Below are 25,551 nucleotides of genomic sequence, written 5' to 3'. Positions count from 1 at the left end.
AATGGCAGAACAATTAGTAGAAATGAACCAACAATTGGAAAATACTAACGAAGCAATCGCTCTTTTTGGAGTCAATGATGCACATTTAAAAGTAATTGAACGAGAACTGAATGTATCGATCGTAACTAGAGGAGAAACTGTTCATGTATCTGGAGCAGTTGAAACGGTGACACTCGTAGAAAAAATCTTACAGCAATTACTTGTTGTAATTCGTAAAAGTATATCAATTTCAGAGAGAGATGTTGCGTATGCAATTCAGCTCGCGCAACAAGGGAAAATTGCTCAATTTGAAGAGTTATATGAAGAAGAAATTTTCAAGACTGCAAAAGGTAAATCCATTCGTGTAAAAACAATGGGGCAAAGAAGATATATTCATGCGATGAAGAAGAATGATATTGTCTTTGGGATAGGGCCTGCAGGAACTGGAAAAACATACTTAGCTGTAGTAATGGCTGTGAGAGCTTTAAAACAAGGATATGTAAAGAAAATTATTTTAACAAGACCTGCTGTAGAAGCTGGAGAAAATTTAGGTTTTTTACCAGGGGATTTGAAAGAGAAGGTAGATCCATACTTACGTCCATTATATGATGCCTTACATGATATTCTTGGACAAGAATATACGCAGCGTATGATGGAGCGAGGAGTAATTGAAATAGCTCCGCTTGCTTATATGAGGGGGCGTACGCTTGATGATTCATTTGTTATTTTAGATGAGGCTCAAAATACAACGGGTGCTCAAATAAAAATGTTTTTAACAAGATTAGGTTTTAGCTCTAAAATGGTTATTACAGGGGACCCTTCACAAGTAGACTTGCCAAAAGGGGTAAAATCAGGGCTATCTATAGCTGCTAATATTTTATCTGGTGTATCAGGTCTGTCATTTATTACATTAGAACAAACAGACGTTGTGAGACATCCATTGGTGCAACGTATTATTGAGGCATATGATAAAATGGAATGATCCTATTTGTCAGGATCATTTCTTTTTGTATGATAAGGTTGGCGAATGTCATATTTTTTACTATCATGAAAGATAAGGAAAATAAACTATAGGTACTGGTGTGTAAAATGTTGCCTCAAAGTATCGTTGGGTAGAAGAAATGAAAGCTATAAATAGTTTCACTTTATTTCTGGAGAGGAGAAGGTATTAAAATCATGTCAAGATCTCAAGAAATTTCTAAGTGGTTTCGTAATTTACAACATTCGAAAAAACTAAGTTGGATTTCTTACGTTGTGTTAGGAGCAGTGCTGTTTTTTGCGCTTATGAATAATGTAAAACCAGAACAATTAGATGTTAATATGTATTCTATTGCGAAAAAGACAATCCATTCTCCTATAAAAATTGAAGATAAAGTTACAACGGATAAAAAGAAAAAAGAAGCCGCTACAAAAGTTGAAGATCAATATACATATAAAAGTGAGTATAAACAAAACAAAGTTGATATTGTGAATGACGTCTTTGCTAAAGTGGATGAAGTGGTGCAAGAGATTAAAGCTGTTGGACCGGATGATCAAAAAAAGATGACTGATGCTGAGAAAGTGGATAAGTTAAAAAAGAAACTACCCGCTGACTTAACGAAAGAATTATCTGATTCAAACTTACTAAATTTGATTAATGCAGATTCGAGCCAATTAGTATTAGCGAAAGATGCTGCGGTCACAGCGATTAATAGTATCATGACTGAGCATATTAAAATGGACGAATTGAAAGATGCGAAAGAACGATATGTAAGTGAGATGAATAGTGTTAATGTTGATAATGGTTTAAAAGAGTCAATTAAGGCGCTAGGAAGATATGCAATTTCAGCGAACTATTTTTATGACCCGATCTTAACGAAAGAGAAGAGAAAAGCAGAGGAAGATTTAGTTCCACCTGTTTATATTCTTCAAGGACAAGTTCTTGTTAGAGAAGGTGAAACGATTTCAAGTGATGTGTATAATCAGTTGAAATTAGTTGGTTTGTTAGAAAAAGGGAACGGCTTTCAACCTTATGTTGGATTAGCGGTACTCATTGGTGTATTACTATACTTTATGCATAAACAATTTGAATTATTTTTAAAGAGAAAAAGAGAAGATAGACCGTATGTTTTAGCGTATATTACAATTTTGTCTATCACAATCGTCTTAATGAAAATCATTAGTTTGTTTCAAAAACTTGAATACGCAGGGATTGCATATGTTGTCCCAGTTGCGATGGGAACAATACTTGTAAAACTAATGATTGGTGATCGATTTGTCTTTTTAACGAGTATGATTTTTTCTGTATGCGGAAGTATTATGTTTAATGAAGGAGTAACGAGTACATTAAATTATAGTGTAGGGATTTACGTATTGTTAAGTTCATTATCGGTTAGTATTTTCTTGCGAGAAAAAAATCGTCGTACAATGATTTTACAAGCTGGTATACTCGTTTCTGTATTAAATGTAGTCGTATTAGCGGCGCTCTTATTATTACGTAATGGGAATTTTTCGCCTCTTGAAATTGGTACGCAATTATTAATGGCTTCACTTTCAGGGATTATATCATCCGTTTTGGCTATGGGGATTTTACCATATTTAGAAAGTGGACTTGGAATCGTATCAAGTATGAAGCTTATGGAACTATCAAGTCCAAATCATCCGCTTTTACGCAGAATTTTGTTAGAAGCGCCAGGGACATATCATCATAGTGTAATGGTAGCGAATCTTTCTGAGGCTGCTTGTGAAGCAGTTGGGGCAAATGGTGTATTAGCGCGTGTAGGGGCATATTATCATGATGTAGGAAAAACAGTACAACCGCAATTCTTTATTGAAAACCAAATGGGAATTAAAAACCCGCATGATAAATTAGATCCTGTAACGAGTAAAGATATTATAATTGCTCACGTAACGGATGGAGTAAGAATGCTCGAAGAATATCATATTCCACAAGAAATTATTGATATCGCTGGGCAACATCACGGTACAACGTTACTGAAATATTTTTATTATAAAGCTATTAAAGAAGATAAAGAAAAATATACAGAAGAGATGTTCCGTTATCCAGGTTCAAAAGCAACTTCGAAAGAATCGGCAATTGTTGGTATTGCTGATAGTGTAGAAGCTGCGGTACGTTCTATGAATCACCCAACGCCAGAACAAATTAATAATTTGGTGCAAAGTATTATTAAAGATCGACTGCAAGACGGTCAATTTAGTGAATGTGATTTGACGTTTAAGGAACTACAAATCGTTGGAAAAACGTTGTGTGAAACGTTAAATGGTATTTTCCATTCGCGTATTACATATCCGGAACCTCCGGAAGAAAAGGAGAAAGAATGAGTTTGTTAATTGATTTTATTGATGAAACAGAAGAAGTAAAAGAAGAGTATATGAGTTTAATTCGTGAAGTGTTAGAAAAAGCAGCTCAAATGGAAAATATCGAGGATGGTGCGGAGGTATCGGTGACATTTGTAGATAATGAGCGCATTAGAGAAATTAATCGTGATTACCGAGATAAAGATCAACCTACAGATGTAATATCCTTTGCCATGGAAGAGATGGGAGAAGGAGAAATGGAGATTGTTGGTGCAGAGATGCCGCGCATGTTAGGGGATCTTATTATCTCTATTCCAAGGGCGAAAGAGCAAGCTGAAGAGTACGGACATTCTTTCGATCGTGAACTTGGATTTTTGGCGTTACATGGCTTTTTACATTTACTTGGTTATGATCACATGACAGAAGAAGATGAAAAAGAAATGTTCGGAAGACAAAAAGAAATTTTAGAAGCTTTTGGATTAGGACGATGAAAAAAGGAAAACTTATAGATAGTTTTGGATATGCTATAGCTGGTATATTCTTTTGTTTTCGTCATGAACGAAATATGAAAATCCATTATTTAGCCGCAGTCATTGTTATATGCTGCGGCTTTTATTTCCATATTACGAAAATAGAGTGGATGATATTACTTATTGTAATAGGGAGTGTAATGAGTTTAGAGATGGTAAATACGGCTGTGGAAAAAACGGTAGATTTAGCGACTGCCGATATTCATCCGTTTGCAAAAATTGCAAAGGATGTTGCGGCAGGAGCGGTTTTATTGTTTGCAATTATAGCTGTTATAATTGGTGCTATTATCTTTTTACCGTATATGGTATAGTTGCATTCCGAAGCTTTTATTAAGCTTTGGAAGTGCTGTAAGGGCCTTTAATGAGAGAGTGTATCTCTTCATAGCTGTGAACAGGAAGGATGCGGGAATATGAATAGTAAACAATTAATTCTAGAAGCAATCGAAGCGCGTAAACAAGCGTACGTACCATATTCTAAATTTCAAGTAGGTGCAGCATTATTAACGCGCGGTGGAAAAGTATATCGTGGATGTAATGTTGAGAATGCATCATATGGCTTATGTAATTGTGCTGAAAGAACAGCTTTATTTAAGGCGGTTTCTGAAGGAGATAAAGAATTTGTAGCCATTGCGGTTGTAGCAGATACAAAGCGCCCAGTACCTCCTTGTGGAGCATGTCGACAAGTTATGGTAGAATTATGTAAACAGGATACGAAAGTATACTTATCAAACTTACATGGTGACGTTCAAGAGACGACAGTCGGAGAATTGTTACCAGGAGCATTTTTAGCGGAGGATTTACATGAATAGAAAAGGTTATAAATCAGGTTTTGTCTCTATTATTGGCAGACCGAATGTTGGAAAATCTACATTTTTAAACCGTATTATCGGCCAGAAAATTGCTATTATGAGTGATAAGCCACAAACGACTCGTAATAAAATTCAAGGTGTATATACAGAAAATGATGCACAAGTTATTTTCATTGATACACCAGGAATACATAAACCTAAACATAAATTAGGCGACTTCATGGTAAAGATGGCGCAAACGACATTAAAAGAAGTTGATATTGTTCTGTTTATGGTTAATGCAGTTGAAGGATTTGGTCGTGGTGAGGAATTCATCATTGAGAAATTAAAAGAAACGAAACAACCAGTATTTTTAGTCATTAATAAAATTGACCAACTTCATCCAGAGCAATTACTAGAGTTAATTGATCAATATCGTAAACTACATGAATTTGCAGAGATTGTACCAATTTCTGCGTTAGACGGTAATAATGTGGACGCTTTAATTGGAACAATTAAAAAGTATTTACCAGAAGGACCACAATACTATCCAGAGAATCAAGTAACGGATCATCCGGAGAGATTTATTATTGCAGAGCTTATTCGTGAGAAAGTACTACATTTAACACGTGAAGAAGTGCCGCATTCTGTGGCTGTTGTTATCGATGCGATTCAAAAGCGTGAGGGCGGGGCAGTTTATATAAATGCAACGATTGTTGTTGAACGTGCATCACAAAAAGGAATCATCATCGGAAAACAAGGGAAAATGTTAAAAGAAGTTGGTAAGCGAGCTCGTTTTGATATTGAAGCGCTACTTGGTTCTAAAGTATTTTTAGAAGTATGGGTAAAAGTGCAAAAAGATTGGCGTAATAAAATGTCTCAGCTTCGTGACCTAGGTTTCCGCGAGGATGAGTACTAAAATAGAGTAAAGTTGTAATCAGTGGATGGTTGGTTCATCCACTGATTATTGGTTTTTATGAACTTTGATAAATTAGGAAAAATTTTTCTCACATGAAAATGGACAAAATGGGTCAATTTAATAACAACAAAGGAAATTGGTTTATAGGCTACGCTTATTGAGAAAGGTGGATTCTTATGCTAGATTTTACCTGGAAGTTTTTCTCCAAAACAGGAAGCATTGAAACGTACTTGCTTTTGAAAGAAATGGAAAAAGACGTAAACGATGAGATGGATCAACATGAAGAGGAGCTAGCGCATCTAGACTCTCCAATTTCTTGACCCGTTTTGTTCAAACCTTGGATGGTGACGAACATGTTTCAAAAAGTTGAGGGCATCGTTATCCGTACGACAGATTACGGAGAAACGAACAAGATTGTTACAATATTCTCAAGAGAACTTGGTAAGGTAAGTGCAATGGCAAGAGGGGCAAAAAAACCGAAAAGCCGATTAGCATCTGTGTCGCAATTAATGACACATGGCCATTTTCTTATTCAAATGGGATCTGGGCTTGGAACATTGCAACAAGGCGAGATTATTTCAACTATGAAAGAAATTCGCGAGGATATATTTTTAACTGCTTATGCATCATTTATTGTTGAGTTAACTGATAAAGCAACAGAAGATAAAAAACATAATCCGTATTTATTTGAAATGTTATATCAAACGTTGCATTATATGTGTGAGGGTGTTGATCCAGAAGTATTATCATTAATTTATCAAACGAAAATGCTTCCGGTATTAGGGATGCGCCCGTACTTTGATACATGTGCGATTTGTCATCAAGAAACAGACTTTGTCGCCTTCTCCGTAAGGGAAGGCGGTTTTCTGTGCTCACGTCATGCAGAGCAAGACCCATATCGTATACCGGTAGGAGAAGCTGTTCATAAATTATTACGTCTTTTCTTCCATTTCGATTTACATAGGCTCGGAAATGTATCGGTAAAGGATAGCACAAAAAAACAAATGCGTTTAGTATTGAATACATATTATGATGAATATTGCGGAATTTATTTGAAATCAAGACGTTTTTTAGAACAACTTGATAAGTTTCAAATATAATTTTGGGCCGTATACGGTCCTTTTTACATACTTTCTTTTTCGAATAGCATATTTAGTATATAATATTTAGGAGATAGTATAACTTTTTTCGTTGTGCATTAAAGGTGGTGATTATCATAGAGCTGAATAAACGGCAAGAACATATCATTCAGATTGTAAAAGATCACGGTCCTATTACAGGGGAATCAATTGCAGCGCAATTGGGTCTAACACGTGCGACGCTAAGACCAGACTTAGCAATTTTAACGATGGCTGGTTATTTAGAAGCACGTCCACGCGTAGGTTATTTTTATACGGGTAAAACTGGGGGGCAGCTATTATCTGAAGCTGTTAAGAAAATTAAAGTACAAGATTATCAATCTAGACCGGTTGTAATTGATAAAAATGTTTCCGTATACGATGCAATTTGTACGATGTTTTTAGAGGACGTTGGTACATTGTTCGTTGTAGATCAGATGACTCTATTAGTTGGTGTTGTGTCTCGTAAAGATTTATTAAGAGCGAGCTTAGGAAAGCAGGATTTAACCTCTCTTCCGGTTAATATTATCATGACAAGGATGCCAAACATTGCGATGTGTCGTAGAGAGGATTCTTTATATGATATTGCGATGGAATTAATAGAAAGACAGATTGATGCAATGCCAGTTGTAAAAGATACGAAACAAGGTTTAGAAGTGATTGGGCGAATTACAAAAACAAATATTACACGTGCGTTTGTAAATTTAGTAAATAACGAATAAGTGTAATTTGTTTAAAGTGAGGTAATGTAATGGATAATAAAATCGTATATGTCGTATCTGACTCTGTAGGGGAAACGGCTGATTTGGTTGTTCGAGCAGCAATGGGGCAATTCCCGTTTGCTCCTGATATTAGACGTGTACCGTATGTAGAAGATACAGGGACATTAAAAGAAGTGATTTCGATTGCTAAGAGTAATCAAGCACTTATATGTTTTACGTTAGTTAAGCCTGATATGCGCCAGTATTTAGTAACAGAGGCTGCAAAAGAAGGGGTAGAGGCATACGATATTATCGGCCCTCTTATTGATCAAATTGAAGAAATTACGGGGCAAGTGCCGAGATATGAGCCAGGTGTTGTCCGTAGGTTAGATGAAGAATACTTTAAAAAGATTGAAGCGATTGAGTTTGCTGTGAAGTATGATGACGGCAGAGATGCACGAGGTATTTTAAAAGCAGATATCGTGTTGATTGGTGTTTCGCGTACATCAAAAACACCACTTTCCCAATATTTAGCTCATAACAAACGCTTGAAAGTTGCGAATGTACCACTCGTGCCAGAAGTTGACCCACCTGAAGAACTATATCAAGTGGCAAAAGAAAAATGTTTCGGTTTGAAAATTACGCCAGATAAGTTAAATCATATTCGAAAAGAACGATTAAAATCACTTGGATTAAGTGATGGAGCAACATATGCAAATATTAATCGTATTCAAGAAGAAATTGATCACTTTGAGGAAGTAATTAGTAAAATAAATTGCCAAGTAATCGATGTATCGAATAAAGCGATTGAAGAAACAGCAAATATTATTGTGAATGCAGTGCAAAACCAAAAAATGTTTTAGCACATTTACCAAAGGTGAATGTGCTTTTTTCGCTCGTGTGAAATATGATATCTATGGATTTTGTAATAGATTGTAGTGTAATGGTTATACTTATACTCCTTTGTCTTTTAGTATATTCAAGGTGTGAGTTTGTCATCCTGAAATGTAAGCTGAAAAAATAAAGGGATATGTAGCGTAGTTGAAGAAAATATATTATAATAAAAAATTGTGATAAAAACCTATATTTTACGTTTAGACTTTAATTTTTCAGAATAAACTAGGGATAGGATTTACGAAAAAGACATGTAATTACGTTAAATCGACAAAATCTATACAAGAAAACGCACATTATGGAAGGATTCACAGAAGGGATGTAGAATACAGAAATATGCAAAACATCAACAACATATTAGTTGGTGTAGATGTATATCCCGTGAAGGCTGAAATTGTGCAAGTTGGAGCGGAATTTCATGTCGGAATTTTGTTTGTCGCATCATATGCTCATCCTTTAAGGAAATAGCAAGGCAATTGGATCATTGTAGATACTGAACAAAATGGAGTTGATTGTTATATGGATCAACATGAAAAAGTTACAGATCTCAAGATCAAACAGTATATGTGGCTTGCTACTCTTCTTGTAAAAAGGTGTATATGTATTGTTTCTAAGAGATACATTTGTAACAGATGAGCAAATGTATACAATTTTATATAGCAAGTATGTATATGCGATTTATGCAGATAAAGGACCTATAGGAAAGGTTCAAAATCGTTTATACAATGTAATCGGCAACACTTTCTAACAAGTTTAGAAAAATATTGTCGAATTATAAAGGAATTTTTTAATTTATATCGAATACAAAATACGACACGGAGATGGAGTTATGGGGAACAGAATTCCCGAAGAAGTTGTTGAACAGATTCGGACATCATCCGATATTGTAGAAGTGATTGGTGAATACGTTCAACTTAGAAAACAGGGGCGTAACTATTTCGGCCTTTGTCCATTTCATGGTGAGAATTCTCCTTCATTCTCTGTTTCATCTGATAAGCAAATTTTTCATTGCTTCGGATGTGGAGAAGGTGGAAATGTATTTTCCTTTCTAATGAAAATGGAAGGACTGGCTTTTACCGAGGCTGTTCAAAAGCTAGGCGAAAGAAATGGAATTGCGGTTGCAGAGTACACATCAGGACAAGGACAACAAGAAGACATATCTGATGACACTGTCATCATGCAACAAGCTCATGAATTATTGAAAAAGTATTATCATCATTTATTAGTAAATACGGAAGAGGGAAATGAAGCACTTTCATATTTATTAAACCGTGGTATTACGAAAGAGATGATTGAGAAGTTTGAAATTGGTTATGCATCACCTGCTTGGGATGCAGCGACGAAAATTTTACAAAAAAGAGGTTTATCGCTGTCTAGTATGGAACAAGCTGGCCTTCTAATAAGAAGTGAGAAGGATGGTAGTCATTACGATCGCTTCCGTGGAAGAGTTATGTTCCCGATCTATACGTTACAAGGTAAGGTGATAGCGTTTAGTGGAAGGGCGTTAGGGGATGACACTCCGAAATATTTAAATAGCCCTGAAACACCGATTTTTCACAAAAGTAAATTGTTGTATAACTTCCACCAAGCAAGACCGTTTATTAGAAAGCGTGGGCAAGTGGTTCTTTTTGAAGGATATGCCGATGTACTAGCTGCGGTAAAAAGTGGTGTGGAAGAAGCTGTTGCGACAATGGGAACAGCTTTAACTGAAGAACAAGCAAAACTTCTGCGACGTAACGTTGAAACTGTTGTTCTTTGCTATGATGGTGATAAAGCAGGGCGAGAAGCGACGATGAAAGCAGGGCAATTATTGCTAAAAGTTGGTTGCCAAGTGAAAGTCACATCCTTGCCAGATAAGCTTGATCCTGATGAATATGTGCAACAATATGGGACTACCGCTTTTGAAAATCTTGTGAAATCAAGTGTGAGTTTTGTTGGTTTTAAAATAAATTATTTGCGTTTAGGGAAAAATTTGCAAGATGAGTCTGGCAAAGAAGAATATGTGAAAAGTGTTTTAAAAGAGTTATCGTTGTTACAAGATGCGATGCAGGCAGAGTCATATTTGAAGTCATTATCGCAAGAATTTTCGTATTCAATGGAAACACTTTTGAATCAATTGCACCAATATCGCAAAGAACAAAAGGTACAGCAAAAACAAATAAAGCAGGTTGCTAAACCGTCTCAAGTCGTTCAAACAAAACCGAAGTTAACAGGTTTTGAAAGAGCGGAAAGAGAAATTATTTACCATATGTTGCAAAGTGCAGAAGTAGCTGTTCGTATGGAATCCCATATAGAAGATTTTCATACAGAAGAACATAAAGGGATTTTATATGAACTATACGCATATTATGAAAAGGGAAATGAACCTTCAGTCGGAACATTTTTAAGTTGGCTCTCTGATGAAAAGTTGAAAAATATTATCACTGATATTTCGACGGATGAATTTATTAATCCAGAATACACAGAAGAAGTGTTGCAAGGCCATTTGGAGACGCTTAGACGGCATCAGGAAAAACTTGAAAAGATGGAGATCATCTTTAAAGTGAAACAAATGGAAAAAACAGATCCTGTAGAGGCTGCTAAATATTATGTAGCATATTTACAAAATCAAAAAGCGAGAAAATAGCTTTTTTGATAAAGTTTTAGTATAATGAATGTTTGTATCTCGCGTAAGGAGGGGAACAGATGGCTGACAAACCAGCTCGTTCTAAACAAATTGAAACTGAAATGACCCTTGAGCAAGTGAAAGAACAACTCACTGAGCTCGGAAAAAAACGTGGCGTTCTTACATATGAAGAGATTGCAGAACGCATGAATGGATTTGAAATTGAATCCGATCAAATGGATGAATACTATGAATATTTAGGTGAACAAGGCATTGACTTAGTTGGTGATAATGACAACGAAGAAGGCCCTAATAATCGCCAAATTACAAAAACAGAAGAAGAGTTTGACCTCAATGATTTAAGTGTACCACCTGGGGTTAAAATCAACGATCCTGTTCGTATGTATTTAAAAGAAATTGGTCGTGTAGACTTACTATCTGCAGAAGAAGAAATTCGACTTGCAACGCGTATTGAAGAAGGCGATGAAGAAGCGAAACGTCGTCTTGCAGAAGCAAACTTACGTCTTGTAGTAAGTATTGCAAAGCGCTACGTAGGCCGTGGTATGCTTTTCTTAGACTTAATTCAAGAAGGTAATATGGGTCTAATTAAAGCTGTTGAAAAGTTCGATTATCGTAAAGGTTTCAAATTTAGTACGTATGCAACTTGGTGGATTCGCCAAGCTATTACACGTGCGATTGCGGACCAAGCGCGAACAATTCGTATTCCAGTTCATATGGTTGAAACGATTAATAAGTTAATTCGTGTACAACGTCAATTATTACAAGATTTAGGTCGCGAACCGTCTCCTGAAGAGATTGGTGAAGAAATGGATCTTGCTCCAGAAAAAGTACGTGAAATCTTAAAAATTGCACAGGAGCCAGTTTCTCTTGAAACACCAATTGGTGAAGAAGATGACTCCCATTTAGGTGACTTTATTGAAGACCAAGAAGCAACATCGCCTGCGGACCATGCGGCCTATGAATTGCTAAAAGAACAATTAGAAGATGTGTTAGATACACTAACAGATCGTGAAGAAAATGTTCTGCGTCTTCGTTTCGGTTTAGATGATGGACGAACTCGTACGCTTGAAGAAGTTGGGAAAGTATTCGGCGTAACGAGAGAGCGTATCCGTCAAATTGAAGCAAAAGCACTTCGCAAATTAAGACATCCAAGTCGTAGTAAGCGTCTTAAGGATTTCTTAGAATAGGTTATTTTTTAAGTTTACTTCACCTTTGTGAAGTAAACTTTTTTATTTTGTTAATTTTTGTTAAAATTTAGCTATCGGCAACGATTACAATTTCTTGTAATTTATTTTACAGAATTGTCTTTTGATTTGCAAATGCTCATTTTTCGATTTTTCGATTAATTTTGTTTATTCTATACAAAAATATATGTAGAAAAGCGAAAAATATGATGAGAAACGTTAATAATTATCGAAATAATAAGCTATATGACAATAAAAAACAATAAACTGAATTTATGGAATATTTTTAACAAGTAGTAGTTTTCTCTTTTCTGATAGAGCGTTTTCAAGTACAATGGAAATGACTGAATCATCTAACTATTTAGGGGTATAGAGGGGGGAGAAGAGATATGAAACGTAATCCGCTGATTCCGTTCGCTCTTATTGCAGCATTGGGTATTATCGTTATGTTTGTATTTTCATTTCAGGGGCTAAATAAATCTAAAGAGTTAGCTGATGCAAAAAATGGCGGGAAGCCAGCACAAACAGCATCAAAACCAGAGGATATTGTGAAGCAAAGCTGTACGAGCTGCCACGGTGATCAGTTACAAGGGGCAGTAGGACCTAACTTACAAAAAATTGGTGGGAAACTTTCAAAGGATGAAATTAAAGAAATTCTTTCGAAAGGAAAGGGCAATATGCCTGCTAATATAGTTCCAGCTGATCAAGCCACTAAAGTAGCTGATTGGTTATCGAAGAAAAAATAAAGTTCCGTATGACAAGTCTTTTGCTTATGCAAAGGGCTTGTTTTTCTATATTTTCTAAAATACGATGAATGATAGAGGAGTGAATTGTTGTTATAGGCTTGCAACAACTACTATAAATTCATTATCATGGAGACAGACTGACAAGAGAAGGAGTAATGGAAATACATGAATGAAGTAAAGCTTTCAAAACGATTAGAAGAAGTTGTGCGTGAAATACCGGTAGGATCTACAGTTGCTGATATTGGATCGGATCATGCGTATTTACCGTGTTATACAATTATAAATAATATTGCTACAAAAGCAGTTGCTGGAGAGGTTGTAGATGGACCGTTTCGCTCTGCACAAGCAACTGTAGCTGAAAGTGGCTTGCAAGATAAAGTAGATGTGCGTAAAGGGAATGGATTAGCTGTTATAGCGCCAGGAGAAGTAGATGTAATTACGGTTGCTGGAATGGGCGGAGCGTTAATTCGTGACATTTTAGAAAGTGGTAAAGAAAAATTAGAAGGTGTAACACGTTTAATTTTACAGCCGAATATTGCAGCACATCATATTCGTGAATGGTTTGTTGAAAATGGTTGGGAGCTTATCCATGAAAAAATCGTAAAAGAAGATGGGAAAATTTACGAGATTTTAGTAGGAGAGCGAGGAAATGTCGAAGCACCTTACTCGGAAAATAAACAAGCGGGATTGTTTATGGGGCCATTTTTAATAAAAGAAAAAAGTGAAGCTTTCGTTGAAAAATGGGAAGGGGAATTGAAAAACTTCCAAAATATTTTAAAACAGTTAGAACGTGCGGCTAATTCTGAAGAAACAAAAGCGAAACGTGCAGAAGTAGAAGCGAAAATGAAAATGATAGGGGAGATTTTATCATGAGTAAAATTCCAAACGGCCATGAAATTATTTCTTTATTTGAAAGTATGTATCCGAAGCATCTGGCGATGGAAGGAGATAAAATTGGTCTGCAGATTGGAGCGCTTAATAAATCTGTACAACACGTATTAATTGCATTAGATGTAACGGAGGAAGTTGTGGAGGAAGCGATTCAATTAGGAGCGAATGTCATTATCGCGCATCATCCTTTAATTTTTAATCCGTTAAAAGCGATTCATACAGATAAAGCGTACGGAAGAATTATTGAAACGTGTATTAAAAATGATATTGCCATTTATGCAGCGCATACAAATGTGGATGTTGCCAAGGGCGGGGTAAATGATTTACTTGCTGAGGCGTTAGGGTTGCAAAATACAGAAGTTTTGGCACCGACATATGCAGAAGAAATGAAAAAAGTTGTTGTGTTTGTGCCAGTAACTCATGCAGAGGAAGTACGAAAAGCATTAGGAGACGCAGGTGCTGGTCATATAGGCAATTATAGCCACTGTACGTTTAGTAGCGAGGGTACAGGTACGTTTGTACCTCAAGAGGGGACAAATCCTTATGTAGGGGAAACTGGACAGTTAGAGCGCGTAGAAGAAGTGCGGATCGAAACGATTATTCCAGTTTCACTACAACGAAAAGTGATTAAAGCAATGGTAACGGCACATCCATATGAAGAAGTAGCGTATGATGTGTATCCACTTGATAACAAAGGCGAAACATTAGGGCTTGGGAAAATAGGATACTTAAAAGAAGAAATGACACTTGGACAGTTTGCAGAACATGTAAAGCAATCATTAGATGTAAAGGGTGCACGAGTTGTTGGGAAATTAGATGATAAAGTGCGCAAAGTAGCTGTACTTGGTGGTGATGGTAACAAATACATCAATCAAGCTAAATTTAAAGGAGCAGATGTATATGTAACAGGTGACATGTATTATCATGTTGCTCATGATGCGATGATGCTCGGTTTAAATATAGTTGACCCAGGACATAACGTTGAAAAAGTAATGAAGCAAGGTGTACAAAAGCAATTGCAAGAAAAAGTGGATGCAAAGAAACTCAATGTACACATTCATGCCTCGCAATTACATACAGATCCATTTACATTTGTATAAGAAAAATAAAAACCGTTGCTCATATAGGCAACGGTTTTTATTATTGTTCTTTTTTCACTTTTACACGAGGTAATATTTTTTGTAACGGTACTTTTCGAACTCTCTCCCATGTAGCGGGATTCATTGGGTCATATTGATCTAAGAAAGCGATAACTTCTTTTGTAATTGGAGTTGGAGTAGAAGCACCTGCTGTAACAGCTACGTTTTCTACACCTTGTAGCCACTCTAATTTAATCTCACTTACGTCTGCAACGCGGTATGCTTTCGTACCAGCAATTTCTTGTGACACTTGTGCTAAACGGTTTGAGTTGTTACTTTTCGGATCACCGACAACAATTGTTAAGTCTGCAACATCAGCTTGTTTAGCGACAGCTTCTTGGCGAACTTGAGTTGCTAAACAAATTTCTTTATGGAATTCTGCTGTTGGGAATTTTTTTTGAATGTCCTCCATTAAATGTTGAACATCCCATTGACTCATCGTTGTTTGATTCGTTACTAAAATTTTATCTGTTGGGATTTCTAATGTTTTTAAATCATCGGCTTTTTCGATAAGGTGAACGATGTCAGGTGCAATACCAACTGCGCCTTCTGGCTCTGGATGATTTTTTTTACCGATATAAATGACATGATACCCTTCCGCTTTCTTAGCTTCGATAAGGTCATGTGTCTTGGTAACATCTGGACAAGTGGCATCGATTGTTGTTAAACCTTTTTCTTTTGCGCGTTGTTTAACTTCTGGAGAAACACCGTGTGCAGTGAAAATAACAGTACCAGAATCAATTTTATCTAAAATTTCTAAGCGACTTGGACCGTCTAATGTGATGATTCCATCTTCTTCAAAAGCGTCTGTAACATGTTTATTGTGAACAATCATACCTAAAATATAAATGGGTCTCGGCAATGATTTATCTAATGCGGCGTTACGTGCAATTACCATTGCATCGACAACACCGTAGCAATAACCACGAGGGGAAATTTTAACAATTTTCATATGAGTAATCCTCTCCTTCTAAACAAGGGATACTTTTGTGCATAGTCTTTTACATTATAAAGGAGGAGTGGATAGAAAACAAAGGATTGTTACACATATAGTTTTGGTTTTGTTGCTGTTTTTTGAACAGGCTCCTCTCGTAATTCTTTTTCTATGACTGGCTCAATCACTATTTTTTTTCTTTTTCTTTTTTTTTGTGGAGGAGGTGGAGTTGCTACCTCAACCTTTTCTGTTATGTCTTCAGCCTGATTTTTAGTTGAATCTTCTTCCGTACTTTTTCCAGAGGTGAGGATTTTAACAATGCTTGGTAGGTTACGCATAATAGGGCCGTACTGTTCGACGACAGGGCTTACAGATTGAACGACTTGGGATACTTTTTCTATATTGTTTATCATATTAGTTGGATTCGAAATTAAATTCGCAAAAAAACTGCCGATGCCGCTACTGGATGCTGCTGTAGTTGTTGCGCCGCCGCGCGTTTCGTTTGATTCGTACATTTGAGGGGGAATCATTTGCTCTGGATGCTGCTGCATGTATGGTTGATATTGCTGTGAGTACTGCTGTGGGTATTGCTGTTGATATTGGGGTTGATATTGTTGCCGATATTGAGGTGGCGGTTGCTGGTGCTGGTGCATCATTGGTGGCGGTCCTTCCATTTGTCGATAAGGCGGAACCATTTGCATGTAAGGTTCGGTTGGATCGTGTTTTTTAAAGAGTTTAGCAAGGAACCCTTTCTTTTTTTGTGCCATCGGTGGTAGTTGTGGAATTGGATATGGTGTATAAGGTTGCTGCCCTTGATTTGGATACATTTGTCTTGTGGGGGATTTTGGAAACATGTGAGAAATCCTCCTTTCTTCAGTTAGGTATATACACATACAATATGCAATAAGGGGGAAGAAGGTTAGTTTTTGAAGGGAAAACCTAAACTAAAGATGGATTTTACTTGTAGATTTCGATATAATGTAGACTTGACTGATTTGTGCGCGCAGTAGAAATTTAGAAAGAAGGTGTAACTTATGACACAACAAACTTTTACACAGTATGATTTTAAACCATTTTTAATAGATGCAGTTCGTGAACTACGCTTTACAGAGCCGACAGGAATTCAGCAGAAAATTTTCCCGGTCGTGAAAAAAGGTGTAAGTGTAATTGGACAATCCCAAACAGGTTCTGGGAAAACACATGCATACTTACTTCCTACATTGAACAGAATTAATGCAAGCCGTGAAGAAGTACAACTTGTTATTACAGCACCTACTCGTGAGTTAGCACAACAAATTTACGAAGAGATTGTGAAATTAACAAAATTCTGTGCGGAAGATCAAATGATTACAGCGCGTTGTTTAATTGGTGGAACTGATAAACAACGTTCAATTGAAAAGTTGAAAAAACAACCTCATATCGTAGTCGGGACACCAGGACGTATTAAAGACTTAGTAGAAGAACAAGCATTATTTGTTCATAAAGCAAATACGATTATTGTCGATGAAGCTGACTTAATGCTTGATATGGGATTCATTCACGATGTAGATAAAATTGCAGCACGCATGCCTAAAAACTTGCAAATGCTAGTTTTCTCTGCAACAATTCCTCAAAAACTAAAACCGTTTCTGAAGAAATATATGGAGAATCCAGAGCATATTCATATCAATCCAAAACAAGTTGCAGCTGGAAACATTGAACACTATTTAGTGCCTTCTAAACATCGTAATAAAATTGATTTAGTGAATAAAATGCTACTTCAATTTAAACCGTATTTAGCAGTTGTTTTCACGAATACGAAAAAAATGGCAGATCAAGTTGCTGATGGATTAATGGAACGCGGCTTAAAAGTTGGACGAATTCACGGGGATTTATCACCACGTGATCGTAAAAAAATGATGAAACAAATTCGTGACCTTGAATTCCAATATATTGTTGCGACTGATTTAGCAGCACGTGGTATTGATATTGAAGGAATTAGCCATGTTATTAACTATGAGCTACCATCAGATTTAGATTTCTTCGTTCACCGCGTTGGAAGAACAGCACGTGCGGGGCATTCTGGTATTGCAGTGACGATTTATGATCCAGCAAACGAAGAAGCATTAGATAGCTTAGAAAAACAACGTCATATCGAGTTTAAACATGTAGATTTACGCGGAGATGAGTGGGCGGATTTAGGTGAGCGTCGTCGTCGTAAGAGCCGTAAAAAACCAAATGACGAACTTGATGTTATGGCAACGAAAGTTATTAAAAAACCGAAAAAAGTAAAACCAAACTATAAACGTAAACTTGCAACAGAACGTGACAAAGTGAAGAGAAAATATAGCAATAAAAAAAGATAAGGGGTTTCCCTTATCTTTTTTTAATCCCGCTAATTTAAATGAAGAGTATAGTCTATTTAAATACTCATATAAATTTGTGTAGTGCGTCTTTTGTAAACAAACAATTCACTACATATTTCTACAAATTATGCTATCATTATATCTATTGTATATTGAAGAGGTGATTGTATGTTAAAGATTGGATCTCATGTTTCCATGAGTGGTAAGAACATGTTATTAGCAGCAAGTGAAGAGGCTGTTTCATACGGTGCAACAACGTTTATGATTTATACAGGTGCACCGCAAAATACACGAAGAAAACCAATTGAAGAATTGAACATAGAAGCAGGAAGAAAACATATGGAGCTGAATGGTATTGAGGAAATTATCGTCCATGCGCCGTATATTATTAATGTTGGGAATACGACGAAGCCAGAAACATTCCAATTAGGTGTAGACTTCCTTCGTATGGAAATTGAAAGAACATCGGCATTAGGTGTAGCGAAACAAATTGTTCTTCACCCAGGAGCGCACGTTGGTGCTGGAGCAGATGCTGGTATTCAACAAATTATTAAAGGGCTTAATGAAGTACTAACGCCAGAACAGACGGTTAACATTGCGTTAGAGACGATGGCAGGAAAAGGAACAGAATGTGGTCGTAGCTTTGAAGAAATTGCAAAGATCATTGATGGCGTAAAATATAATGAAAAGCTATCTGTATGCTTTGATACGTGTCATACGCACGATGCAGGATATGATATTGTAAATGACTTTGACGGTGTATTAAACGAATTTGATAAGATCGTTGGTATAGATCGTTTACAAGTACTTCATATTAATGATAGTAAAAATGTACGCGGAGCAGGAAAAGACCGTCATGAAAACATCGGATTTGGTCACATTGGGTATAAAGCGTTGCATCACATTGTACATCATCCACAGTTAATGCATGTACCAAAAATTCTTGAAACACCGTATGTAGGGGAAGATAAAAAAGATAAGAAGCCACCATACAAATTGGAAATCGAAATGCTGAAAAACGGTACTTTTGATGAAGGGCTTCTTGAAAAAATTAAAGCGCAATAAGGAGGGGATTTCCCCTCCTTATTTTAGTAATTGCTGAAATAATGTATTTACTTGTTGGGCAGTGGCAGGGGAAGTTACTTTTGCAATCTGTTTTAAGAGCTCTAGTCGCTCGTTGTTATCGTAAATATTAATATTTTTACCTTTCATAAGTAAAACGATTTGGTCAGCTTGTGCAGTCGTAATAGAAACTTCATATTCTTTGCTATATTTTAATAACTCTTTTGTAGAAATATGATTTAATTTTTTATTAACAATTTGTTTAATGAGGTTCATCTTGTTATCCTCCTTCACGCGTTCTTCTATCGAAATATATGAGCATATAGCTTGTACATATTCGTATAGAGTTTCTTTTTTCATGAGGAAAAGAAGCGTATGTTATAATATAAGGACAAAACTACAGAAAAAGAGTAAAGGGAGGACCTATGGAGCAAAAGCAACATCGAAAAGAAAGTGTTATTCATCTCATTTATCGTTTAGTTATGATTATTTTTGGGGCAGCATGCGCAGCGGTAGCGATTGAACTATTTTTAATGCCAAATAAAATTATTGATGGTGGAATTATTGGTATTTCTCTTATATTAGATTACCTTACTCCTAATATTTGGTGGTTAAGTTTTTCTACTTTAGTCGTTGTTCTCAATATCCCATTTATGTATTCGGGTTATAAGCAAATTGGAAAAACATTCATGTTATCTTCGGCATTTGGTATTGTAGCGTTAGCATTCATTGAGTCAACGTTACATGCGGTGCCACCGTTTACAACAGAGCCTATTTTAGCGACTGTGTTTGGTGGTCTTATTTTAGGTCTTGGTGTAGGACTTGTAATTCGTCATGGTGGATCGTTAGATGGAACTGAAATTATGGGGATTTTATTAACGAAGAAATTACCGTTCTCTGTTGGTGAATTCGTAATGTTTGTGAACTTATTTATTTTTGCATGGGCAGCATTTGTGTTTGGTGTGGAACAAGCGATGTATTCTGTTATGACGTACTATATTGCATTTAAAACGATCGATACAGTAATTCAAGGGCTAGATGAAACGAAAGCAGTTTTAATTGTATCTGATCAATATGAGGAAGTATCAAATGCGATTTTACATCGACTCGGCCGTGGAACTACAAAGCTTGTAGCAAAAGGTGGTTATACAGATAAAGAAAAAGAAGTTATTTATGCAGTTGTAACGCGTCTAGAAGTGACGAAGTTAAAGTCAATTGTGCATGAAATTGATGAAAATGCGTTTGTTACGATTATGAGCACGCAAGAGACAAATGGTGGTAAGTTTAAATCGGCTATTCACTAAACGTATATAGGAATATTTTTCGAAAGCAGAGAATTTTTCTCTGCTTTTTGTTATAATAGTAAGGTTTCTTGAAAAAATAGATATATTTTAGGCAGATTGGTTTACAACTATAATAAGCTGTACTATAATTCAAATAGATATAAATCGGAATCATTCTGAATTAAAATAGGTGAGATGCTATGAATAATATATTAGAGATTGAAGGTTTAACATTCCGATACGAAGATCGGAATGTGTTAGAAAATATTAATTTGCAAGTTCCGAAGGGAGCTTTTTTAGGTTTAGTGGGACCGAATGGTTCAGGTAAATCAACTTTACTTAAGTGTTTATTAGGCGTTTTAAAGCCAAAAGAAGGAAGCATTCGTGTGTTTGGCGTTGATAGTAAGAAGTTTAAGGAATGGAATAAAGTTGGTTATGTATCCCAAAAAGCAAATAGTTTCAATTCTGGTTTTCCAGCAACTGTTTCTGAAGTTGTGTCAATGGGACTTGTTTCGAAAAAAGGGCTTTTTCGCTTTTTCACAAAAGAGGATAAGAAAAAGGTAGAAAAAGCAATTGCTGATGTAGGGATGAGTGAGTTTCAAGGTCGTAATATTGGAGAGCTTTCTGGTGGACAGCAACAGCGTGTATTTATTGCTCGTGCGCTCGTTAGTGATCCTGAATTGCTTATTTTAGACGAGCCTACTGTTGGAATCGATGTAAAAAATGTGGAAAGTTTTTACGAAATATTAGAGGATTTAAACAAAAGGCTCGGGATCACATTAATTCTTGTTACTCATGATATGGGAGCTGTTACCGAAAAAGTAACACATGTTGCATGCCTAAACCAACATCTACATTTCCATGGAAATGTAGAGAAGTTCCGAGAGTTAGAAGATGCAGAAATGTCCGTCTTATATGGACATCATGTTCATCGTTTAGAACACGAACATGAGCATCACGGGAGGATATAATGATACAAGATTTTTTACAATATGACTTTTTACGTAATTCTTTATACGCAGGTATTTTAATTGGACTTGTTGCACCGCTAATAGGTGTGTTTGTTGTTATTCGTCGTTTATCTCTTATTGCGGATGCATTAAGTCACGTGACGTTATCAGGTATTGCAGCAAGTTTATTACTTGAAAAAACCATTTTTACAGGTGGATTTTTAAACCCCTTATATATGGGGATGGTTTTTTCAATTGGTGGAGCGCTATTAATCGAAAAGTTAAGAACTGTATATAAGCACTATCAAGAATTAGCAATTCCGATTATCCTTTCGGCAGGGATGGGAGTTGGAGTTATTTTCATTTCACTTGCAAATGGATTTAACACAGACTTATTTAGTTATTTATTTGGTAGTGTCAGTGCTGTAACAAGTACGGATTTAATTATTATTGGGATTGTAGCAATTGTTGTTGTTGCGACAATTATTTTATTATATAAAGAGCTGTTTCTACTATCATTTGATGAGGAATACGCAGTATCAACTGGTTTAAGAGCGAAATGGATTCACTTTATTTTCATTATATTAGTTGCTCTTGTCATTGCAGTATCAATGCGTGTAGTAGGGGTTCTTCTCGTATCATCATTAATGACGTTACCAGTTGCAGCAAGTATTCGTATTGCTAAAGGATTTAAACAAACAATTTTCTTTTCCATTTTATTTGGTGAAATTGCAGTAATTGGTGGAATGTTTGCTTCGTATCAACTTGATCTAGCACCAGGTGGTACAATTGTTATGATAGCAGTTCTTATTTTAATCGGTGCGATTTTATGGAAGAAGAAAAAAACTGCATAAAGTAGGGATAGGTATGAATCTAACAGAAGCTTTACGCCTAATGAAGGAAAAAGGATACAAACATACTGGAAAAAGAGAAGAGATGCTCAGATTATTTGCAGCACATAATCGTTATTTAACTGCGAAAGACGTTTTAGAGCATATGAAAGACGATTATCCAGGGCTTAGTTTTGATACGATTTATCGTAACTTAACAGTTTTTGCTGAGATTGGTGTTTTAGAACAAACGGAATTAAATGGTGAAAAACATTTTCGTTTCACTTGTTCTATTATGGAACATCATCATCATTTTATTTGTTTGGATTGTGGGGGGACGAAAGAGATTACTTCCTGCCCAATGGATTTTATGAATAAAGATTTTACTGGTTATGAAGTAACGGGTCATAAGTTTGAAATATATGGTCGTTGTCCAAAATGTGCAAAGTAAAAGCTCGTCGGTTATATAACTGACGAGCTTTTTTACGTAAAAAAGAAGGTTGCTCACAAATATTGTGGCAACCTTCTTTTTATTGTTCTTGTGTCTCTTTTTCTTTTTCTCGTTCAGCAGCCATTTCAGCAGCAATTACGTCGATTTCTTTTTTCAGTTCTTCTACCATTGTTTCTTCTGGTACTTTACGAACGACTTGCCCTTTACGGAATAATAATCCCTCTCCACGTGCACCAGCAATACCGATATCAGCTTCACGAGCTTCACCAGGACCATTTACAGCGCAACCAAGTACTGCAACTTTAATTGGTACTTGAAGTGTAGAGATGTATTCTTCCACTTCGTTAGCGATGCTAATTAAATCGATTTCAATACGACCACAAGTTGGACAAGAGATAAGTGTCGCTGCGTTAGAAGCAAGACCGAATGATTTTAATAATTCACGAGCAACTTTTACTTCTTCAACTGGATCAGCACTTAATGAAATACGTAGTGTATTTCCGATGCCTTTACTTAAGATTGCTCCAAGACCAGCGGCACTTTTTACAGTTCCAGCAAACAATGTTCCAGATTCTGTAATACCTAAATGTAATGGGTAATCAAAAGCGCGAGCAGCTTTCTCGTATGCTTCGATTGCTAAGTTAACATCAGAGGCTTTCATAGATACGATAATATCGTGGAAATCTAAGTCCTCTAAAATTTTAATATGATGTAGCGCGCTCTCAACCATACCATCAGCAGTTGGGTATCCGTACTTTTCTAAAATGTGGCGCTCTAATGAACCAGCGTTTACACCAATACGGATTGGAATACCGCGCTCTTTTGCTGCATTTACAACAGCTTCTACTTTATGGCGACGACCAATATTACCTGGATTGATACGTACTTTATCAATGCCACCTTCAATTGCTTTTAAAGCAAGGCGATAATCAAAATGAATATCAGCAACAAGTGGAATGTTGATTTGTTTTTTTATATCAGCAATAGCATTAGCTGCGCGTTCATCTGGAACGGCAACACGGACGACTTGACAGCCAGCTTCTTCTAAACGCTTGATTTCGGCAACTGTTGCTTCAACATCATGTGTTTTTGTTGTTGTCATACTTTGTATAATTAATTCATTATTACCGCCAATTGTTAAATTACCGACTTTAACTGGACGTGTTTTTGTACGATGAGTCATTTCATTCACGAATAGATCGCTCTCCTTATAAAAGAAGTTTCTTATTTAGTCCCTCATATCAATGATAGTATACGTGATATAGGGCTATAGAAACCGAAGTGCTCGGTTTCACTTTTACTATTGTATCAGCGCCTTTATGTAATTGACAAGGATTAAGTGATGGCTTATTGATATAACGGGAATTTATAAGACTTTCCAATTTGTATTTTTGTAGCAGATGTACTTTTGTTTAATTGTTTAAAGTCGTCAATGACTTTTTCTATGGAAGGAATTTTTTTCTTGTTAATTTGTTCTGTAATAGAAAGAACTGTCTCGCCAGTTTTTACTTCAATTGTTTTATAAGATGTATCCGTTTCTTTTTCTGTTTTATTCTCTTTATTTTGTTGGCTGTCTGTGTTTTCTTTTTTAATCGTTTGGGCAGCAGTTGTTTTTTTATATGAACTTAACATCGGTAAAGTACCGATTTTTATATCGTAATAAAATATATAACCGAGAACAAGCACGAATAGGAATATACCTAACCTCTTCATATTCTTCACTCCTTTGCTAGGAATATATGCTTGTCCAAAAAAAAAATGCCTATTTAGGCATTTTTTTATTTTTCTTTTGGTTGGGGTACCTCTTTAATCGTTAAGTATAGAACGATTAAAACAACAGCGATATAAATGAATGTTGCCCCAGGTACGACGATTTTGAATAAATCCATAATCATGAAGAAAATGGTTGGGATTGTGTAGCTGTATGCAGTTAGTGTCCAAACTTGTTTATAGGATAGTTTACGTTGACCGCTCATAGCAGAACCGATGAACGCAAGTAAAGTCACGCCTACAAAAGTGATGAATAATTGGAATAGGTACACTAAGAATCCAATAACAAATAATAAAATTGGATAAATATTATCGAATAAAGAAATAAATTCTTGTAGATCTTTTTTCTCAAGAGATGCACCTAACAAATCGTTATAAGAATACGTTTGTGTTTGACCATTTCCCATAGAGACTACTTTATCTTTTAAAACAAATAAACCTGTTTTATTTTGATATTTTTCTAGGTCTGTTAAATTTGGATCAAATACGAAAAGTGCATTTCCTTCTTCTTTTTCAATAGGCTGATCAATATCGGCTTTTAGTTCGCCATTTTCAATTTTAAAATCAGGTAAATCTTTATCGATGACTTGATTTACCATGCCTACACCATCTTGGATCAAACTACCGTACAAAAAAGTTCTTGGAATAGTAGTAATTAAGCAAAGTAGCATAATATACAAAATGGTTTTACCGATTTTTTGAAAACGGAATAGCGCCATATCTTTAGGCGAGTATATGCTTTTTACGAATTGGGTAAATATGGACATAGATTCACTTCCTTTATGTATGTATAAAATCATTGTAACGTAGGAATCTAGAGAATCTCAAGATATATTATATTTACATATAGTGGAGATAACTAAATTTCTTTTTATTAACTTTCTTCTTTTAAATAAGAAAAATACAATTGACACTTTTCTTTTCTATATGGTAAATTTATCTTACATTTCTTAAAGGGCATATCCGATAGGAATTCCTTTATTTGATATGTTGTTACATACATAATTGTGGACCCTTAGCTCAGCTGGTTAGAGCAGACGGCTCATAACCGTCCGGTCGTAGGTTCGAGTCCTACAGGGTCCATATCCATTTCGCATGTTTATTATGTTAGCAG

General features: G+C 35.9%; 29 protein-coding genes and 1 tRNA gene. 24 read left to right on the top strand and 6 right to left on the bottom strand.

Going from position 1 to position 25,551, the window contains the following annotated elements:
- Window position 1: 1 nt before the first annotated feature.
- The 17 genes from QCI81_RS08505 (at window position 2) to QCI81_RS08425 (ending at window position 14,773) form a co-directional block, all read left to right on the top strand.
- Window positions 2–961, top strand: a complete 960-nt coding sequence (locus QCI81_RS08505) for a PhoH family protein (protein WP_000840520.1) — start codon at window positions 2–4, stop codon at window positions 959–961.
- Between the two features lie 194 nt (window positions 962–1,155).
- Entirely contained in the window at window positions 1,156–3,300 is a 2,145-nt protein-coding gene (locus QCI81_RS08500) for an HD family phosphohydrolase (RefSeq protein ID WP_000091513.1), read from the top strand.
- Complete coding sequence (gene ybeY, locus QCI81_RS08495) at window positions 3,297–3,767, top strand: rRNA maturation RNase YbeY (RefSeq protein WP_000054684.1); 471 nt, start codon at window positions 3,297–3,299, stop codon at window positions 3,765–3,767. The genes QCI81_RS08500 and ybeY overlap by 4 nt, the downstream gene beginning before the upstream one ends.
- Window positions 3,764–4,117 (top strand): diacylglycerol kinase family protein, encoded by a 354-nt coding sequence (locus QCI81_RS08490; RefSeq protein ID WP_000715464.1) that lies wholly within the window; start codon window positions 3,764–3,766, stop codon window positions 4,115–4,117. The genes ybeY and QCI81_RS08490 overlap by 4 nt, the downstream gene beginning before the upstream one ends.
- Window positions 4,118–4,216: 99 nt before the next feature.
- A complete protein-coding gene (locus tag QCI81_RS08485; RefSeq protein ID WP_001086285.1) occupies window positions 4,217–4,615 on the top strand; it encodes a cytidine deaminase in 399 nt (132 codons plus the stop codon).
- Window positions 4,608–5,513 (top strand): GTPase Era, encoded by a 906-nt coding sequence (gene era / locus QCI81_RS08480; protein ID WP_001080230.1) that lies wholly within the window; start codon window positions 4,608–4,610, stop codon window positions 5,511–5,513. Before QCI81_RS08485 ends, era begins: the two co-directional genes overlap by 8 nt.
- Before the next feature lie 176 nt (window positions 5,514–5,689).
- Window positions 5,690–5,833 (top strand): YqzL family protein, encoded by a 144-nt coding sequence (locus tag QCI81_RS08475; RefSeq protein WP_000883924.1) that lies wholly within the window; start codon window positions 5,690–5,692, stop codon window positions 5,831–5,833.
- 33 nt (window positions 5,834–5,866) lie between these two features.
- Window positions 5,867–6,613, top strand: coding sequence for a DNA repair protein RecO (gene recO, locus QCI81_RS08470; RefSeq protein WP_000487009.1), 747 nt, complete (start codon window positions 5,867–5,869; stop codon window positions 6,611–6,613).
- A gap of 107 nt (window positions 6,614–6,720) precedes the next feature.
- Complete coding sequence (gene ccpN / locus QCI81_RS08465; RefSeq protein WP_000583756.1) at window positions 6,721–7,353, top strand: transcriptional regulator CcpN; 633 nt, start codon at window positions 6,721–6,723, stop codon at window positions 7,351–7,353.
- Between the two features lie 29 nt (window positions 7,354–7,382).
- On the top strand, window positions 7,383–8,195 hold the full coding sequence (locus tag QCI81_RS08460) for a pyruvate, water dikinase regulatory protein (RefSeq protein WP_000368944.1): 813 nt from the start codon (window positions 7,383–7,385) through the stop codon (window positions 8,193–8,195).
- Between the two features lie 367 nt (window positions 8,196–8,562).
- The gene (locus QCI81_RS08455) at window positions 8,563–8,694 is read left to right on the top strand and encodes a hypothetical protein (protein ID WP_002024806.1); all 132 of its coding nucleotides are present in this window, start codon (window positions 8,563–8,565) and stop codon (window positions 8,692–8,694) included.
- A 136-nt stretch (window positions 8,695–8,830) separates the two neighbouring features.
- Window positions 8,831–8,974, top strand: a complete 144-nt coding sequence (locus QCI81_RS08450; RefSeq protein WP_000479733.1) for a hypothetical protein — start codon at window positions 8,831–8,833, stop codon at window positions 8,972–8,974.
- 81 nt (window positions 8,975–9,055) lie between these two features.
- Window positions 9,056–10,852, top strand: a complete 1,797-nt coding sequence (gene dnaG, locus QCI81_RS08445) for a DNA primase (RefSeq protein ID WP_000528221.1) — start codon at window positions 9,056–9,058, stop codon at window positions 10,850–10,852.
- A 59-nt stretch (window positions 10,853–10,911) separates the two neighbouring features.
- Window positions 10,912–12,039 (top strand): RNA polymerase sigma factor RpoD, encoded by a 1,128-nt coding sequence (gene rpoD / locus QCI81_RS08440; RefSeq protein ID WP_000764066.1) that lies wholly within the window; start codon window positions 10,912–10,914, stop codon window positions 12,037–12,039.
- A gap of 386 nt (window positions 12,040–12,425) precedes the next feature.
- Window positions 12,426–12,782, top strand: a complete 357-nt coding sequence (gene cccA / locus QCI81_RS08435) for a cytochrome c550 (protein WP_000828142.1) — start codon at window positions 12,426–12,428, stop codon at window positions 12,780–12,782.
- A 165-nt stretch (window positions 12,783–12,947) separates the two neighbouring features.
- Entirely contained in the window at window positions 12,948–13,655 is a 708-nt protein-coding gene (locus QCI81_RS08430) for a tRNA (adenine(22)-N(1))-methyltransferase (protein WP_001006547.1), read from the top strand.
- A complete protein-coding gene (locus QCI81_RS08425; protein ID WP_000036248.1) occupies window positions 13,652–14,773 on the top strand; it encodes a Nif3-like dinuclear metal center hexameric protein in 1,122 nt (373 codons plus the stop codon). Before QCI81_RS08430 ends, QCI81_RS08425 begins: the two co-directional genes overlap by 4 nt.
- A 40-nt stretch (window positions 14,774–14,813) precedes the next feature.
- On the opposite strand, the gene QCI81_RS08420 is transcribed toward QCI81_RS08425, so the two are convergent.
- Together QCI81_RS08420 and vrrA are read right to left on the bottom strand one after the other, a co-directional pair.
- The gene (locus QCI81_RS08420; protein ID WP_000706657.1) at window positions 14,814–15,764 is read right to left on the bottom strand and encodes a 4-hydroxy-3-methylbut-2-enyl diphosphate reductase; all 951 of its coding nucleotides are present in this window, start codon (window positions 15,762–15,764) and stop codon (window positions 14,814–14,816) included.
- A gap of 89 nt (window positions 15,765–15,853) precedes the next feature.
- Window positions 15,854–16,600 (bottom strand): VrrA/YqfQ family protein, encoded by a 747-nt coding sequence (gene vrrA, locus QCI81_RS08415; RefSeq protein ID WP_000484179.1) that lies wholly within the window; start codon window positions 16,598–16,600, stop codon window positions 15,854–15,856.
- A 180-nt stretch (window positions 16,601–16,780) separates the two neighbouring features.
- Between vrrA and QCI81_RS08410 the strand changes: the two genes are divergently transcribed.
- A complete protein-coding gene (locus tag QCI81_RS08410) occupies window positions 16,781–18,091 on the top strand; it encodes a DEAD/DEAH box helicase (protein WP_000194023.1) in 1,311 nt (436 codons plus the stop codon).
- 168 nt (window positions 18,092–18,259) lie between these two features.
- Window positions 18,260–19,156 (top strand): deoxyribonuclease IV, encoded by an 897-nt coding sequence (locus tag QCI81_RS08405; RefSeq protein ID WP_000912471.1) that lies wholly within the window; start codon window positions 18,260–18,262, stop codon window positions 19,154–19,156.
- 18 nt (window positions 19,157–19,174) lie between these two features.
- On the opposite strand, the gene QCI81_RS08400 is transcribed toward QCI81_RS08405, so the two are convergent.
- Window positions 19,175–19,429, bottom strand: coding sequence for a DUF2624 domain-containing protein (locus QCI81_RS08400; RefSeq protein ID WP_001048958.1), 255 nt, complete (start codon window positions 19,427–19,429; stop codon window positions 19,175–19,177).
- Between the two features lie 149 nt (window positions 19,430–19,578).
- On the opposite strand from QCI81_RS08400, the gene QCI81_RS08395 reads away from it, so the two are divergent.
- The 4 genes from QCI81_RS08395 to QCI81_RS08380 all read left to right on the top strand — a co-directional run bounded on the left by QCI81_RS08395 (window position 19,579) and on the right by QCI81_RS08380 (window position 22,667).
- Window positions 19,579–20,457: a YitT family protein gene (locus QCI81_RS08395; protein WP_000435960.1), complete on the top strand. Its 879-nt coding sequence runs from the start codon at window positions 19,579–19,581 to the stop codon at window positions 20,455–20,457.
- Window positions 20,458–20,636: 179 nt separating this feature from the next.
- Window positions 20,637–21,407 (top strand): metal ABC transporter ATP-binding protein, encoded by a 771-nt coding sequence (locus QCI81_RS08390; RefSeq protein WP_001059662.1) that lies wholly within the window; start codon window positions 20,637–20,639, stop codon window positions 21,405–21,407.
- On the top strand, window positions 21,407–22,240 hold the full coding sequence (locus tag QCI81_RS08385; protein WP_000613817.1) for a metal ABC transporter permease: 834 nt from the start codon (window positions 21,407–21,409) through the stop codon (window positions 22,238–22,240). Before QCI81_RS08390 ends, QCI81_RS08385 begins: the two co-directional genes overlap by 1 nt.
- A gap of 13 nt (window positions 22,241–22,253) precedes the next feature.
- On the top strand, window positions 22,254–22,667 hold the full coding sequence (locus QCI81_RS08380; RefSeq protein ID WP_001054516.1) for a Fur family transcriptional regulator: 414 nt from the start codon (window positions 22,254–22,256) through the stop codon (window positions 22,665–22,667).
- 79 nt (window positions 22,668–22,746) lie between these two features.
- On the opposite strand, the gene ispG is transcribed toward QCI81_RS08380, so the two are convergent.
- From ispG to yqgB, 3 genes are all read right to left on the bottom strand, one after another.
- A complete protein-coding gene (ispG, locus tag QCI81_RS08375) occupies window positions 22,747–23,850 on the bottom strand; it encodes a flavodoxin-dependent (E)-4-hydroxy-3-methylbut-2-enyl-diphosphate synthase (protein WP_161114734.1) in 1,104 nt (367 codons plus the stop codon).
- A 164-nt stretch (window positions 23,851–24,014) separates the two neighbouring features.
- Window positions 24,015–24,380: a protein YqfZ gene (yqfZ, locus tag QCI81_RS08370; RefSeq protein ID WP_000825415.1), complete on the bottom strand. Its 366-nt coding sequence runs from the start codon at window positions 24,378–24,380 to the stop codon at window positions 24,015–24,017.
- A gap of 65 nt (window positions 24,381–24,445) precedes the next feature.
- Window positions 24,446–25,204, bottom strand: coding sequence for a protein YqgB (gene yqgB / locus QCI81_RS08365; RefSeq protein ID WP_071729641.1), 759 nt, complete (start codon window positions 25,202–25,204; stop codon window positions 24,446–24,448).
- 242 nt (window positions 25,205–25,446) lie between these two features.
- Here yqgB and QCI81_RS08360 point away from each other — a divergent pair.
- A tRNA-Ile gene (locus QCI81_RS08360) sits at window positions 25,447–25,520 on the top strand.
- Window positions 25,521–25,551: the final 31 nt, after the last annotated feature.

Source organism: Bacillus cereus group sp. MG20 (genome assembly GCF_040459885.1).
GTDB classification, from domain to species: Bacteria; Bacillota; Bacilli; order Bacillales; family Bacillaceae_G; genus Bacillus_A; species Bacillus_A cereus.
The sequence above is the reverse complement of the archived record's forward strand: the minus strand, read 5'-3'. Positions and strand labels throughout refer to the sequence as shown.

What these genes read in the sequence shown, in the direction of transcription:
- vrrA (WP_000484179.1), bottom strand. Translation starts at nt 16,600, where the DNA reads ATGTTTCCAAAATCCCCCACAAGACAAATGTATCCAAATCAAGGGCAG.
- QCI81_RS08420 (WP_000706657.1), bottom strand. Translation starts at nt 15,764, where the DNA reads ATGAAAATTGTTAAAATTTCCCCTCGTGGTTATTGCTACGGTGTTGTC.
- QCI81_RS08500 (WP_000091513.1), top strand. Translation starts at nt 1,156, where the DNA reads ATGTCAAGATCTCAAGAAATTTCTAAGTGGTTTCGTAATTTACAACAT.
- QCI81_RS08505 (WP_000840520.1), top strand. Translation starts at nt 2, where the DNA reads ATGGCAGAACAATTAGTAGAAATGAACCAACAATTGGAAAATACTAAC.
- QCI81_RS08390 (WP_001059662.1), top strand. Translation starts at nt 20,637, where the DNA reads ATGAATAATATATTAGAGATTGAAGGTTTAACATTCCGATACGAAGAT.
- dnaG (WP_000528221.1), top strand. Translation starts at nt 9,056, where the DNA reads ATGGGGAACAGAATTCCCGAAGAAGTTGTTGAACAGATTCGGACATCA.
- QCI81_RS08475 (WP_000883924.1), top strand. Translation starts at nt 5,690, where the DNA reads ATGCTAGATTTTACCTGGAAGTTTTTCTCCAAAACAGGAAGCATTGAA.
- QCI81_RS08425 (WP_000036248.1), top strand. Translation starts at nt 13,652, where the DNA reads ATGAGTAAAATTCCAAACGGCCATGAAATTATTTCTTTATTTGAAAGT.
- cccA (WP_000828142.1), top strand. Translation starts at nt 12,426, where the DNA reads ATGAAACGTAATCCGCTGATTCCGTTCGCTCTTATTGCAGCATTGGGT.
- QCI81_RS08485 (WP_001086285.1), top strand. Translation starts at nt 4,217, where the DNA reads ATGAATAGTAAACAATTAATTCTAGAAGCAATCGAAGCGCGTAAACAA.
- QCI81_RS08460 (WP_000368944.1), top strand. Translation starts at nt 7,383, where the DNA reads ATGGATAATAAAATCGTATATGTCGTATCTGACTCTGTAGGGGAAACG.
- QCI81_RS08455 (WP_002024806.1), top strand. Translation starts at nt 8,563, where the DNA reads ATGCAAAACATCAACAACATATTAGTTGGTGTAGATGTATATCCCGTG.
- QCI81_RS08385 (WP_000613817.1), top strand. Translation starts at nt 21,407, where the DNA reads ATGATACAAGATTTTTTACAATATGACTTTTTACGTAATTCTTTATAC.
- ybeY (WP_000054684.1), top strand. Translation starts at nt 3,297, where the DNA reads ATGAGTTTGTTAATTGATTTTATTGATGAAACAGAAGAAGTAAAAGAA.
- yqgB (WP_071729641.1), bottom strand. Translation starts at nt 25,204, where the DNA reads ATGTCCATATTTACCCAATTCGTAAAAAGCATATACTCGCCTAAAGAT.
- QCI81_RS08400 (WP_001048958.1), bottom strand. Translation starts at nt 19,429, where the DNA reads ATGAACCTCATTAAACAAATTGTTAATAAAAAATTAAATCATATTTCT.
- QCI81_RS08430 (WP_001006547.1), top strand. Translation starts at nt 12,948, where the DNA reads ATGAATGAAGTAAAGCTTTCAAAACGATTAGAAGAAGTTGTGCGTGAA.
- QCI81_RS08380 (WP_001054516.1), top strand. Translation starts at nt 22,254, where the DNA reads ATGAATCTAACAGAAGCTTTACGCCTAATGAAGGAAAAAGGATACAAA.
- QCI81_RS08395 (WP_000435960.1), top strand. Translation starts at nt 19,579, where the DNA reads ATGGAGCAAAAGCAACATCGAAAAGAAAGTGTTATTCATCTCATTTAT.
- era (WP_001080230.1), top strand. Translation starts at nt 4,608, where the DNA reads ATGAATAGAAAAGGTTATAAATCAGGTTTTGTCTCTATTATTGGCAGA.
- QCI81_RS08405 (WP_000912471.1), top strand. Translation starts at nt 18,260, where the DNA reads ATGTTAAAGATTGGATCTCATGTTTCCATGAGTGGTAAGAACATGTTA.
- yqfZ (WP_000825415.1), bottom strand. Translation starts at nt 24,380, where the DNA reads ATGAAGAGGTTAGGTATATTCCTATTCGTGCTTGTTCTCGGTTATATA.
- ispG (WP_161114734.1), bottom strand. Translation starts at nt 23,850, where the DNA reads ATGACTCATCGTACAAAAACACGTCCAGTTAAAGTCGGTAATTTAACA.
- QCI81_RS08410 (WP_000194023.1), top strand. Translation starts at nt 16,781, where the DNA reads ATGACACAACAAACTTTTACACAGTATGATTTTAAACCATTTTTAATA.
- QCI81_RS08490 (WP_000715464.1), top strand. Translation starts at nt 3,764, where the DNA reads ATGAAAAAAGGAAAACTTATAGATAGTTTTGGATATGCTATAGCTGGT.
- rpoD (WP_000764066.1), top strand. Translation starts at nt 10,912, where the DNA reads ATGGCTGACAAACCAGCTCGTTCTAAACAAATTGAAACTGAAATGACC.
- recO (WP_000487009.1), top strand. Translation starts at nt 5,867, where the DNA reads ATGTTTCAAAAAGTTGAGGGCATCGTTATCCGTACGACAGATTACGGA.